General features: G+C 40.7%; 13 protein-coding genes and 2 pseudogenes. All 15 read right to left on the reverse strand.

Translation table 11 applies throughout. The features are described from left to right. Position 1 precedes the first annotated feature (1 nt). Positions 2-1,088 (reverse strand): annotated as a pseudogene (locus BCAMP_RS05790) (glycosyltransferase family 4 protein). A gap of 26 nt (positions 1,089-1,114) precedes the next feature. Beyond that, positions 1,115-2,224, reverse strand: coding sequence for an o-succinylbenzoate synthase (menC, locus tag BCAMP_RS05795; RefSeq protein ID WP_035314392.1), 1,110 nt, complete (start codon positions 2,222-2,224; stop codon positions 1,115-1,117). Between the two features lie 12 nt (positions 2,225-2,236). Continuing rightward, positions 2,237-2,959, reverse strand: a complete 723-nt coding sequence (locus tag BCAMP_RS05800; protein ID WP_232217930.1) for a WecB/TagA/CpsF family glycosyltransferase — start codon at positions 2,957-2,959, stop codon at positions 2,237-2,239. A gap of 206 nt (positions 2,960-3,165) precedes the next feature. Next, positions 3,166-3,603, reverse strand: a complete 438-nt coding sequence (fabZ, locus tag BCAMP_RS05805) for a 3-hydroxyacyl-ACP dehydratase FabZ (RefSeq protein WP_035314394.1) — start codon at positions 3,601-3,603, stop codon at positions 3,166-3,168. Positions 3,604-3,620: 17 nt separating this feature from the next. Then, positions 3,621-4,628: a rod shape-determining protein gene (gene mreB / locus BCAMP_RS05810; protein ID WP_035314396.1), complete on the reverse strand. Its 1,008-nt coding sequence runs from the start codon at positions 4,626-4,628 to the stop codon at positions 3,621-3,623. Between the two features lie 171 nt (positions 4,629-4,799). Next, on the reverse strand, positions 4,800-6,101 hold the full coding sequence (gene murA / locus BCAMP_RS05815) for a UDP-N-acetylglucosamine 1-carboxyvinyltransferase (RefSeq protein WP_035314397.1): 1,302 nt from the start codon (positions 6,099-6,101) through the stop codon (positions 4,800-4,802). A gap of 179 nt (positions 6,102-6,280) precedes the next feature. Beyond that, positions 6,281-6,508: a DUF1146 family protein gene (locus tag BCAMP_RS05820; RefSeq protein WP_035314399.1), complete on the reverse strand. Its 228-nt coding sequence runs from the start codon at positions 6,506-6,508 to the stop codon at positions 6,281-6,283. Positions 6,509-6,625: 117 nt separating this feature from the next. Then, positions 6,626-7,033: a F0F1 ATP synthase subunit epsilon gene (locus tag BCAMP_RS05825; protein WP_035314401.1), complete on the reverse strand. Its 408-nt coding sequence runs from the start codon at positions 7,031-7,033 to the stop codon at positions 6,626-6,628. 37 nt (positions 7,034-7,070) lie between these two features. After that, a pseudogene (gene atpD / locus BCAMP_RS05830) lies at positions 7,071-8,470 on the reverse strand (F0F1 ATP synthase subunit beta). A 29-nt stretch (positions 8,471-8,499) separates the two neighbouring features. Next, entirely contained in the window at positions 8,500-9,363 is an 864-nt protein-coding gene (locus BCAMP_RS05835) for a F0F1 ATP synthase subunit gamma (RefSeq protein WP_035314402.1), read from the reverse strand. A gap of 34 nt (positions 9,364-9,397) precedes the next feature. Further along, a complete protein-coding gene (gene atpA / locus BCAMP_RS05840) occupies positions 9,398-10,909 on the reverse strand; it encodes a F0F1 ATP synthase subunit alpha (protein WP_035314404.1) in 1,512 nt (503 codons plus the stop codon). A 22-nt stretch (positions 10,910-10,931) separates the two neighbouring features. After that, positions 10,932-11,474 (reverse strand): F0F1 ATP synthase subunit delta, encoded by a 543-nt coding sequence (locus BCAMP_RS05845; RefSeq protein WP_035314405.1) that lies wholly within the window; start codon positions 11,472-11,474, stop codon positions 10,932-10,934. Continuing rightward, positions 11,471-11,989: a F0F1 ATP synthase subunit B gene (gene atpF, locus BCAMP_RS05850; RefSeq protein WP_035314407.1), complete on the reverse strand. Its 519-nt coding sequence runs from the start codon at positions 11,987-11,989 to the stop codon at positions 11,471-11,473. Before atpF ends, BCAMP_RS05845 begins: the two co-directional genes overlap by 4 nt. Positions 11,990-12,040: 51 nt before the next feature. Next, the gene (gene atpE, locus BCAMP_RS05855) at positions 12,041-12,259 is read right to left on the reverse strand and encodes a F0F1 ATP synthase subunit C (RefSeq protein WP_035314409.1); all 219 of its coding nucleotides are present in this window, start codon (positions 12,257-12,259) and stop codon (positions 12,041-12,043) included. Between the two features lie 45 nt (positions 12,260-12,304). Next, positions 12,305-13,027, reverse strand: a complete 723-nt coding sequence (atpB, locus tag BCAMP_RS05860; RefSeq protein ID WP_035314411.1) for a F0F1 ATP synthase subunit A — start codon at positions 13,025-13,027, stop codon at positions 12,305-12,307. Between the last annotated feature and the right edge of the window lie 134 nt (positions 13,028-13,161).

Raw genomic sequence — 13,161 nt, forward strand, 5'->3', positions numbered from 1 at the left:
TTTATTTATTCCGCCCACGTCTCTGTTTACGATAGGCCGTTATTTTAGCCATCCTTTGTTGGAAGAAGCGAATAATCGGACGATATTCCGGACTAATCCAACCGATAAATTCAACTAAAATTTCCAACGACAACAACAATAATATCAATAAGAAGATTGAGCCCACAAAAGAAGATATGAAGAAGATAAAGCCACCTAAGGCAAACATCGCACTTAATGCATAGATTAAAATAACTGTTTGTCGATGTGTAAAACCAAGTGCTAACAGCCGATGATGTAGATGGGAATGATCCGCTTCAGAGATTGATTTTTTTTTGCGATACACGGCGAATAATTGCAAAAAAAGTATCCGAAAATGGCACTCCTAAAATCATTATCGGTATGATTAAAGAAATAAACGTGACATTTTTAAATCCCATCACCGATAGAACACCAATCATATATCCTAGAAACAAGGCACCGGTGTCTCCCATGAATATCGAGGCCGGATGAAAATTATAAATCAAAAAGCCAAGAATCGCTGCCACCAATACCATTGAAATTGGAAACACAATAAAATCATTTAACACATAAGCCATAGCAGCAATCGATATTAATACAATCGACGAAATGCCACCCGCTAAACCATCTAAACCATCAACAAGGTTAATCGCATTCATGATTGCAATGATCCAAATAATCGTAAACGGACCGGCAAACCACCCAAAATTAATTTGACCAATTAACGGCAATGTTATGTAGTTAATCATCAAATTACCTCCAAACACGACCACTGACGACGCTAAAAACTGACCAAACAATTTCATTCCTGCTGTCAATTCAAAGCGGTCATCAAACACACCCACTAAGGTGACGATTAAACCACCGACCAATATCGGCCAAAACGAACTCAAATCAATTGGCAACATCACAAATCCAATTAAAAAACTCAGTATAATTGCAAGCCCACCCAAGGTTGGCATTGGTTTTTTATTCACACGCCGTTTATTCGGATTGTCGACCGCTCCAATTGCAAAAGCGAATTTACGAACAAGCGGTGTCAAAATAACAGACGCTAAAAATACGACAACCAACGTAATTGTTACCACTTTGTTTCCTCCTCAAGCCACCTACTCTACTTTAGATGAACCGTTCTTTTTTTTAAACAATATTTTTGAACCGCTTGACTATCTATCTCAAATCCCGCACCAACACCTTCACTCACCGTCAATTTCCCTTGATGGAGTTTCTGCGGTTGTTTAACAATGTCTTCACGCCAATAACGACTTGACTCCGAAATATCACCAGGGAATTCCATCCCCGATAAAGACGCAAGTGCTAAATTATATGCGCGGCCAACACCGGATTCAAACATGCCACCACACCATACTTCCAGATTATGAGCCTGGCAATAGGCGATTATTTCAAGCGCTTTTGTTATTCCACCGACACGGCCCCATTTCAGATTAATTGCACGGGCACTTCCGAGTGCAAACGCAACTTTAACATCTTCAAGACTATGAATATTTTCGTCCAAACAAATCTTTGTTTGTAACTGTTTTTGAAGTGTGGCATGATTGATAAAATCATCATCACCCAACGGTTGTTCAATCATCTCTAAATGATAGTCATCCAAACGCGCGAGTAGCTCAGCATCTGCCATACTATACGCACCATTAGCATCAACCATTAATTTTAAATCAGGAAATTTTTCTCGAATTAGACGAATTGTTTCAATATCTTGTCCTGGCTTAATTTTAATTTTAACACGGGTATAGCCTTTATCTACTACTTCAGCCACTTTTCGCAGAAGATTTTCAGCGGTATCAAGCCCTAAACTAACGCCCACAGCTACCTCGTCATTAACCGACCCTATCATGCGATTTAAAGGCACTTTTTTATCCTGTGAATAAATACCCCAAAAAGCCGTTTCAATCGCAGCCTGCGCCATCTGGTGGCCTTTGACTCGACTAAACAACTGAACCAACTCTTTCGGACTCGCAACATCCTTCCCCCGAATCAATGGCCATAGATAATGCTCGATACTATAACGACATGATTCAAGTGTTTCTGTTGTATACCAAGGCGTCTCAAACGCAACCGTTTCACCCCAACCACTCATACCTGTCGACGTTGTTAGTTTCACTAAATCAAACACGCGCGTTTTCACCGTCATCTGCGAGTTGCTAAAGGACTCCACTAGCGGCATTGACATTCGATACACCTCAAGCTCTTTTAACTTCATAGTACACCCCCATCACCGTTTAATTGTCGCTATATAAAAACGAATCAAATCTTTCATTCGCCAAATGCGTGACGGTTGTGTCAGCACACGATAAGCCCACTCTAAATTAAACTTTTGCCAGATGAGCGGCGCTCGTTTCACGGTTCCACTGAACACATCAAAACTACCACCAATACCTATCAAAAGACCTTTTTGAAGCTGTGATAACATCTCCGTAATAAACACTTCTTGATAAGGACTTCCCATCGCAACAAACACGAGGTCTGCCTGACTGGCAATCACGTCGGTTTGAATAGCTGTTCGTTCCATCTCCGTATCAAAAAAACCACTATGGTAACCTTTTAATTGCAAGTTGGGGTATTGGTCAGCAATAACTTGCACTGTCTTATTGATAACCTCATCTGAGGAACCTACTAAATAAAGCGACCACGACTGTTTGTTTCCCGCAGTTAACAAGTCGCTGAACAACTCAAATCCAGTGACACGTTCGGGGAGTGGATCCGCCAAATGCTGGGTCGCCTTTACAATGCCGATACCATCCGCGGTGACATAATCAGCCTGCATAATCGCTTCATTTAATTGTTGATTTCCACGAGCTTTCATCACGATTTCAGGATTAGCAGTCACTACAAAGGTGCGCTGTTGTTGCCTTACGCGCTCTGTCAAAGTTGCCACCATTTCAACTTTTGTTGTTCGATAAAACGGAATACCCAATACAGTTACTGTTCGTCCCACTTTTTTCAACCACCGTTCTCTTATATTCACCTTTAGTTTATCATAATTATCATTATCTGATAAACAATTACCCTGTAATAGGGCTGATACTTCACTACTTATTTTTAAAGTCACAAAAAAAGGCAGTCACGATACGCATCGTAACTACCCTAATTGTAGACAAAGAAAAGATAGTTTCTTTGCTTTGAGACTGAAGATAAACGTCGTTAGATTTCAACCATCGCAAACATAATATCCGCTTCACACGCAACAGTACCATCCACAGTTGCGATCACATGAGCCTTCGCGATTGTTCCTTTTTGACGGGTGATTTCAGCCGCTAGTTGCAATTGATCACCTGGAACAACTTGACGTTTAAAGCGACATTTATCTACGCCAGCAAACAAACCAATTGTGTTTTTTTCTGTTGGTTCCGCTGTTACTGACGTCATCGCGATGCCTGCCGTTTGAGCTAAGGCTTCTAAAATCAATACACCCGGCATCACTGGATACTGCGGGAAATGACCTTCGAAAAATGGATCGTTATGAGAGACGTTTTTATAAGCGGTTGCACTTTTACCATGTTCCACTTCAAGCACACGATCGACCAACAAAAAAGGGTAACGATGGGGCAAGGCTTGTTTAATTTCATTACTTGTCATCATTGTTATCTACCTCCAGTTTATTTTATTTTACTTTTCACTAAATGATCTAACAACACTCCTGTACCCATTGCTACAGCATCTAGTGGTGAATCGGCAATCGCAACCGGTACTTTTAATTCATCAGATAATAATCGATCCAACCCTTTCAACAGTGCACCACCACCGGTGACAACAATCCCACGATCGATAATATCAGCTGATAATTCTGGCGGTGTATTTTCTAGCACTTGTTTGGCTGTACTTACAATTGAATAGACTGATTCACGCATTGCTTCACGAATTTCAGCTTCTGTAATTGTTAACGTACGCGGTAACCCTGTCAGCAAATCACGCCCACGGATATCCATCGTTTGAGCGCCCGGTTCTGCTGATTCTTTCTCAATCGGCGTCGCAGTACCAATTGTAATTTTAATCGCTTCTGCTGTACGTTCACCAATCAATAAATTATGTTCACGTTTAACGTGTTGTAAAATATCGTTATCCAATGTGTTACCAGCCATTTTTAATGATTCACTTGTAACGATACCACCCATTGAAAGAACGGCCACATCCGTTGTACCACCACCAATATCGATGACCATGTTGCCACTCGGTTCGAAAATATTCATTCCAACACCAACAGCTGCTACTTTTGGTTCTTCTTCAATGTAAACATTACGACAGCCGGTTGATTCAGCCGCTTGACGAATCGCTTTTTGTTCGACACTCGTAATGTTTGTCGGACAGCAAATTAAAATACGCGGGCGCGAAAACATGCTTTTAACCTTTAATTTATTAATAAAGTATTGTAACATCGCTTGTGTAATGTCGAAGTCGGCAATCACACCATCTTTCATTGGGCGGATCGCTACAATACTCCCCGGTGTACGTCCGACCATTTGATAAGCTTCTTCACCAACAGCTAACACCTTATTTGTTGCTGTATCTAAGGCAACAACTGACGGTTCATTTAAAACAACGCCCTTACCTTTCACAAAAATCAAGACGTTTGCTGTTCCCAAGTCAATCCCAATATCTTTTGCCATCTTTAAATATCCTCCTATAACTACTCGTTTTCTCTTTTCACATCTAATTATTATAACATAAGTGTCCTTCACATTGTGCCGAACATGGGAGCGGACGTAAAAATCTGACACCGCAATGCAGCATCAGATTTTCGCGTGACCACTCACATTATTCAGCTATCAGACGACAACCTAAACGGTTTGAAGCTGACCAACGACGGTTTCTTCAGATACTTCAGCATCATCAAAACGTTCAATTGTTGCTCCAAGTCCTTTGAGTTTTAAATGGAAATCAGTATAACCACGATCTAAGTATTGTAAATGTGTCACACGAGTGTATCCTTTCGAAACAAGTCCCGTTAAAATCAATGCTGCTGCAGCTCGTAAATCAGTTGCAGAAACTTCAGCCCCTTGTAAGGTATTAGGGCCTTTCATAATAACTGTACGACCTTCAATTTTCATGTCGGCATTCATACGACGCATTTCTTCAACGTGCATAAAACGATTTTCAAAGACCGTTTCTGTCATCATTGACGTACCTTCGGCACAAATTTGTGCAACCATCATTTGCGATTGCATATCTGTTGGGAAGCCGGGATGCGGCATTGTTTTAACGTCCACTGGTTTTAATACCTTTGGCCCAATGACACGGATACCATCTTGTTCTGGGATGATTTGCACACCCATTTCACGTAATTTCGCAATCAACGCCACCGAATGTTCCGGCATGGCATTATCTATAAAAATGTTACCTTCTGTAATGGCAGCAGCCACCATAAATGTTCCCGCTTCAATCCGATCTGGAATAATTGAATGTGTCGCACCATGTAGTGCTTTAACACCTTCGATACGAATCGTTTCAGTTCCTGCACCGACGACCTTCGCACCCATTTGGTTTAAGAAATTCGCTAAGTCGACAATTTCAGGTTCACGAGCCACGTTTTCAAGGGTCGTTGTTCCTTCTGCCATCGTCGCTGCCATCATAATGTTTTGTGTCGCGCCGACACTAGGGAAATCTAAGTAGATGTTGGCGCCGACAAGTTTTTCAGCTGCGGCTTCCATGTAACCATCTTCAATTTTGACAGTTGCTCCCATTGCTTCGAAACCTTTTAAGTGTAAATCAACCGGGCGTGATCCAATTGCACAACCGCCTGGTAATGCAACACGAGCACGACCAGTACGAGCAAGCATTGGCCCCATTACAACCATTGATGCACGCATCTGGCTCACATATTCAAACGGCGCTTCCGACCCGATTGTTTGTGTTGCGTCAACTGTCACTACATCACCTTCAAAGGTAACGTCCGCTTTTAAATAACGTAACAACTCATTGATCATATACACATCCGACAACTTCGGTACGTTAGTTAAAACGACGCTAGATTCTTGCGCTAATAAAGTTGCTGCAATAATTGGTAATACTGCATTTTTAGCCCCTTCAATATGCACGGAACCCGCGAGTTGTTTACCCCCACTAACAATAATTTTTTCCACTTTAAAATCCCTCCGCAAATTAACCTTATCGATTATCTTTTTTGTATTATTTTTATAGTTATTAGTCTAAAGTTAAGTTTCAATTTATTTCTAACTTCTTTATACTATCACGATGACACTTTTTTTTCCATAGTTCCTACTTTTAATTCCAACATTCACTTCATTTTCTTCACTTTTCGTCAAAAAGACGGCATGTTTTGAGACGCTTGTAAATAAGACAAAAAGAATGCGCTAACGCCATAACCTAAAGCTATCGCTAACAACAAATATAACAAACGCGCCTGTAACACTTTGTTCTTTTTCAGGATACTTTCAAAATTCAACGCCTGCAAGGCAAAAAAAGCAACAGCAATAAAGAGCAGATGAGACACTAACGTGATAATAGCAGCTTGCGAAATTAAATCCATCGTGCACCTCCTTCTTCTCTATATCTTCTATCATAACAAAAAAAGTTGGGGGTTTTAGCCCCCAACTTTCATTTTACAGTATTATTCTAACTTTCAAAACATCATCAGACACAGGGATTAACGATGCGAGGCAGCGTTAATACGATTGATTGCTCGACGCAAGGCCAATTGTGCTTGAATCATTTCTTGGTGATTCGATTGTGTTTGAACGAGACGCTCTTCGGCACGCGATTTCGCGCGCTCAGCACGTGACAATTCAATATCCTCGTCAGCTTCACTTGTTTCAGCTAAAATGTTAACCTCGTTACCATCGGTTTCAAGAAAACCACCGTTAACCGTCACCCATTTTTCAGTACCATCCACCAACTTGATGCGAACGATATCAATATCTACAGGTGAAACTAACGGGATATGGCCTGGTAAAATACCAAGTTCGCCACTTTTAGTAACGGCGCTAACCATTTGAGCTTCGTCGTTAAAAACTGGACCGTCAGGAGTGACAATCGATACTTTTAAAGTAGACATACGATTTCCTCCTTAAAATGAGGTTGTTGTTGAAGTTCTAAACTTCAACACCCATTTCTTTCGCTTTAGCGATAACATCAGCAATGCCACCAAGAAGACGGAATGCATCTTCAGGAACATGATCATATTTACCCGCTAAAATTTCTTTAAAGCCTTTAATTGTTTCAGCTACTGGTACGTACGACCCTTTTTGGCCCGTAAATTGTTCAGCAACGTGGAAGTTTTGTGATAAGAAGAATTGGATACGACGCGCACGGTTAACGATGAGTTTTTCTTCATCAGAAATTTCATCCATCCCTAAGATTGCGATGATATCTTGTAATTCTTTATAACGTTGTAAGACTTGTTGCACTTGTGTTGCTACTTCATAATGTTCTTCGCCAACAATACCAGGGCTAAGTGCACGAGAAGAAGACGCTAACGGATCAACCGCAGGATAAATACCTTGCTCAGTTAATTTACGTTCCAAGTTAGTTGTTGCATCAAGATGGGCGAAAGTTGTTGCTGGAGCCGGGTCAGTATAATCATCGGCTGGCACGTAAATCGCTTGGATTGATGTAACAGAACCTTTTTTAGTTGAAGTGATACGTTCTTGTAAACGTCCCATTTCTGTTGCTAATGTTGGTTGGTAACCAACTGCTGAAGGCATACGTCCTAAGAGGCAGATACTTCAGAACCAGCTTGAGTAAAGCGGAAGATGTTATCGATGAATAACAACACATCTTGGCCTTCTTCATCACGGAAGTATTCCGCAATTGTTAAACCAGTTAAGGCAACACGCATACGCGCACCAGGTGGCTCATTCATTTGACCAAACACCATTGCTGTTTTAGCAATAACGCCTGAGTCAGTCATTTCGAAGAATAAATCGTTACCTTCACGCGTACGTTCACCAACACCAGCGAATACCGAAATACCACCGTGTTCTTGAGCGATGTTGTGAATCAATTCTTGGATTAAAACGGTTTTACCAACACCGGCACCACCGAACAAACCAATTTTACCACCTTTAACGTAAGGTGCTAATAAATCGACAACTTTAATCCCTGTTTCAAGAATTTCAGTTTGAGTTGATAATTCTTCGAACGTTGGTGCTTCACGGTGAATCGGCATGCGTTTCGCTTCCGCTGGCACTGGTTCTGCTAAATCGATGTTTTCGCCTAATACGTTGAATACACGACCTAATGTGATACTACCTACTGGTACCGAAATTGGTGAACCAGTATCTTCAACTTCTGCGTTACGTTGTAAGCCATCAGTTGATGACATTGCAATTGTACGTACAGCGTTATCGCCAAGTTGAATCGCTACTTCAAGTGTAATTGAAGATGTCGCAGTTTTAATGCGAAGCGCACTATTAATCTTAGGTAAGTTACCTTCAGGGAAACGCACGTCTACAACGGGTCCCATTACCTGAGTTACATGTCCTACAGTCATGTTTTCTCCTCCTTGTTTCGTTCCAATCGTTATTCTAAAGCGGCAGCTCCGCCAACGATTTCAGTGATTTCTTGCGTAATTGCAGCTTGACGTGCACGGTTATATTGTAATGTTAAGTCGCCAATAACTTCTTGCGCGTTATCGGTCGCACTCGACATTGCCGTCATCCGGGCCGCATGTTCTGCTGCTTTGGCATCTAAAATAGAGCCAAAGATTAAACTTTCGATATATTGTGGAAGAATCGCACGTAACACCGCTTCTTCTGATGGTTCAAATTCATACGCGCTTAATGCGTCAGTTGCAGTTGCTTCAACAGAAACAACTGGTAACAATTGCACCACACGTTGTTCATTGGTGATTGGGTTCACGTGGTGGTTATACACCATGTGTAACTCATCAATTTTGCCACTAACGAATAATTGGATTGTATCATTCGCAATCGCTTGAATTTCATTGAAACTCGGGTGATCCGAAATACCTGTAATTTGTAACGCAACATTATAACCGTTGTTTTTAAAGAAATTATAGCCCATATTCCCCAATGTGATGATTTCGTACTCATCTGCATTGTTATTATGACGTTCCTTAATTAATTTAACAGCCGTTTTAATGACATTGCTACTATAGGCACCTGCCAATCCACTGTCTGCGGTTAAAACAATATAACCTACTTTATGAACTGGGCGGTTTTCAAGCATCGGATCGCTTGCTGAATTGTTTGACGCAAGATGCGCGACAATGTTACGAATCTTATTGGCATAAGGCTCGTAATTGCGGGCATTACGTTCAGCTTTACCAAGTTTAGACGCCGAGACCATTTTCATCGCACTCGTAATCTGACTTGTCTTCTTAGTCGAAGAAATACGTTGTTTGATCGTAAGTAAAGAAGCCAAAACATTTCACCACCTTTTCATTTTACTGCGCCGTTTATGCTTCGGATGCAATAAATGTTGCTTTAAATTCTTTAATTGCTGCTTTCAAGTCATCTTCATTTGGCAATCCTTTAGTTTCAACGATTGTGTCAAATAAGGCTTGATGTTTGTTACCAATGTAAGAAAGTAGTTCGCCTTCAAAACGCATAATGTCTTTAACCGGCACATCGTCTAATAGACCACGTGTTAATGAGAAAAGACTTACAACTTGTTTTTCAACAGCTAACGGTTGGTTTAACCCTTGTTTAAGAAGTTCAACTGTCCGTTTACCACGTTCAAGTTTTGATTGTGTTTGTTCATCTAAATCAGAGCCAAATTGTGCAAAGGCTTCAAGCTCACGGTATGATGCTAAGTCAAGACGAAGCGTACCAGCCACTTTTTTCATTGCTTTAATTTGAGCCGCACCACCAACACGTGATACTGAAAGACCCGCGTTAATCGCTGGACGAATACCAGCGTTGAAGTAGTTTGATTCAAGGAAAATTTGACCATCTGTGATTGAAATAACGTTCGTTGGAATGTATGCAGAAATATCGCCTGCTTGTGTTTCAACGAATGGCAATGCTGTTAACGAACCACCACCGAGTGCGTCACTTAACTTAGCTGCACGTTCTAATAAACGCGAGTGTAAGTAGAAAACATCTCCGGGATACGCTTCACGACCTGGCGGACGTTTAAGCAGTAATGACAGTTCACGGTAAGCTGCCGCTTGTTTCGATAAATCATCATAAACAGCTAAAACATGCTTGCCGTTGTACATGAATTCTTCACCCATTGCTACACCTGCATATGGTGCTAAGTATAATAATGGTGCTGGTAAAGAAGCACTTGCTGATACAACAATTGTGTAATCAAGCGCACCGTGTTTACGTAATGTTTCAACAACACCACGAACAGTTGATTCTTTTTGTCCGATAGCTACGTACACACAGATCATATCTTGACCTTTTTGGTTGATGATGGCATCAATTGCTAATGATGTTTTACCTGTTTGACGGTCACCAATGATTAACTCACGTTGACCACGGCCAATAGGAACAAGGGCATCAATCGCTTTAATACCTGTTTGGAATGGTTCAAACACACTTTTACGATCCATAACACCAGGTGCTGGGAATTCAACAGGGCGTGTTTTAGTTGTTTTAATTTCGCCTAAACCATCAATTGGAATACCTAATGGGTTAACAACACGACCTAATAATGCTTCACCAACTGGTACTTCCATGATACGTCCTGTCCGACGAACTTCGTCGCCTTCAGAAATATCAGTGTAAGGTCCAAGAATGATAATACCGACATCATTTTCGTCTAAGTTTTGGGCCATACCCATTGTGCCGTTAGAGAATTCAAGTAATTCTCCGGCCATTGCGTTATCAAGACCATGTGCACGTGCAATACCATCACCGATATAAGTAACCGTACCCACTTCTGTTACGTTCATGTCTGCTTGATAATTCGAAATTTGTTTCTTGATTATCGTGCTAATTTCTTCAGCATTAATGCTCATTTAGTCTCACCTCTCACGGCTATTATGACATCTTAATTTGATGTGCTAAACCATTTAATTTTGCACGTAAACTGCCATCATACACAACACTACCCATCACAACTTTTACGCCGCCGATAAGTGAAGCATCAATGTGCTTACGTAAGATCATTTCTTTGTTATTTGTAAATTTCGCAAACGCTGCAGCCAATTTCGCTTCTTCTGCTGCCGATAAAGCGACAACTGAATAAACATCCGCTTCGCCAATGTTTAAAAAGGCATGCACGCTCGAAAGATAATGGTCGATAATTGTTAGCATTAAGCCCGCACGTTTGTTATCAATCAATACGTAAAACAAGTTTGAAATCGCTTGATCCGCTGTTGCGAACGCTGCTTTGACAGCCTCTTTTTTCGTAGTGTTTGATACGACAGGTGATGCTAATAATGACACGAATTCAGGGTTTTGCTCAAGGATGCCCTTGATTTCTGCTAATTCAGTTGCCAATTCTTGAACGTTTCCACGCTCTTTCGCGACTTCCAAAAGTGCCGTACTGTAACGGTTAGCAATCCCAATATTTATGCTCATTTGTTATCTCCTAACCCATCAATGTAGCCTGCGATTAAATCACTTTGATCCGCTTCATTCAAGTTTTTCTCAATCACTTTAGCAGCGATTAATACTGAAAGACTTGCAACTTGTTCACGAACTTCAGTAACAGCTTTTTCTTTTTCGCTATTGATGTCAGCTTTTGCCTCGTTGTATAAGCGTGTTGCTTCAACTTTAGCAGCAGCCACAATTTTTTCACGTTCTTGTGCGCCTTGACCTTTTGCACTTTCAATTAATTCATGCGCTTCAATACGAGCATCTTTCAGTACTTTACGTTGTTCTTCAAGTAAAGCCGCTGATTCAACACGTGATGTTTCCGCGTTATTAATTTCCGTTGCAATATGATCTTCACGTTTTTTCATCATATCCATTAATGGTTTCCAAGCGAAGATTCGAATCAAAACAAGTAAGATTACGAAACTGACGATAAGGAAGATCATATCTCCCCACATTACGCCGGGTGTTGACCCAATTGTTAATTGTGTTCCTAACACGAGCAGTCCACTCCTTTCAATTACTAATTAGTACTTAAGTGTTCTCTCAAACTATTTGTTAAGAACCATGAACGCGATAACAACTGCGATGATTGGAATAGCTTCTACCATTGCGATACCGATGAACATAACTGTTTGTAAAGCACCACGTGCCTCTGGTTGTCTTGCAATACCTTCAACTGTTTTCGAAACGATTAAACCGTTACCGATACCTGCTCCTAAAGCTCCTAAACCTACTGCGATTGCTGCTGCGATTACTCCTAAACTCATAATAAATTTCCTCCTCATTTTATGTTGCAAATTTTTTGTTATTGCCTAATGTTCGTCATTTACTTTATGTGCCATGTATACCATGGTCAACATCGTGAAAATAAAGGCTTGAATCGATCCGATAAAGACGGAGAATCCTTGCCAAACAACTGACGGGATATATGACAGAATGTAAACACCCGTGTTCATATGCGACAATTGCGTTGCGATTAATGTCAGTAGAACTTCACCGGCATAAATGTTACCATATAGCCGTAAACCTAATGTTAGCGTATTTGAAAATTCCTCTACCAGTTTGAATGGCAATAAGAATACATATGGCGTTGCATATGTGTTTTTTAAATACTTGCCCATGCCGTGATGTTTCACACCATATAAATGGGTTAAACCAACCACCATTACTGCTAACGTTAACGTAATTAATGGATCTGCTGTTGGTGATTTCCACCACTGCGTGCCATCAATTGTTATGTTCACAAATAATCCAAGCATGTTCGCTACAAACACATATAATAGGAGTGTAATTCCTAACACATGAAAGCGTCCACCAGTTGTCCAATCCATATTGCTCTTGATTATATTTTTGACAAAATCCATAATCCATTCAATAAAGTTTTGTTTACCTGTTGGCTTTAATTTCAAGTTTCTCGTGCATAAAATGGCGATTAACAGCACAATAATAAACGTTGCTGCCATCGGTAAGATGTTCGCTAAGTTGAATCCTATGCCCGTGTCACCCAGCCAATATATGGGTTGTTCGTGTTCCATGTTCTTTTTCACCCCCTCTAAATTATTGCAATCAGCTAACTTGTTCGTGTTTTTCTCAATCAAGTGGGACTGTATTATCACACTTCTTCTACACACAAAAAATGCCTGTTACCTGAGAAATTCACGAGAACAAG

Source organism: Brochothrix campestris FSL F6-1037, from assembly GCF_000525915.1.
GTDB classification, from domain to species: Bacteria; Bacillota; Bacilli; order Lactobacillales; family Listeriaceae; genus Brochothrix; species Brochothrix campestris.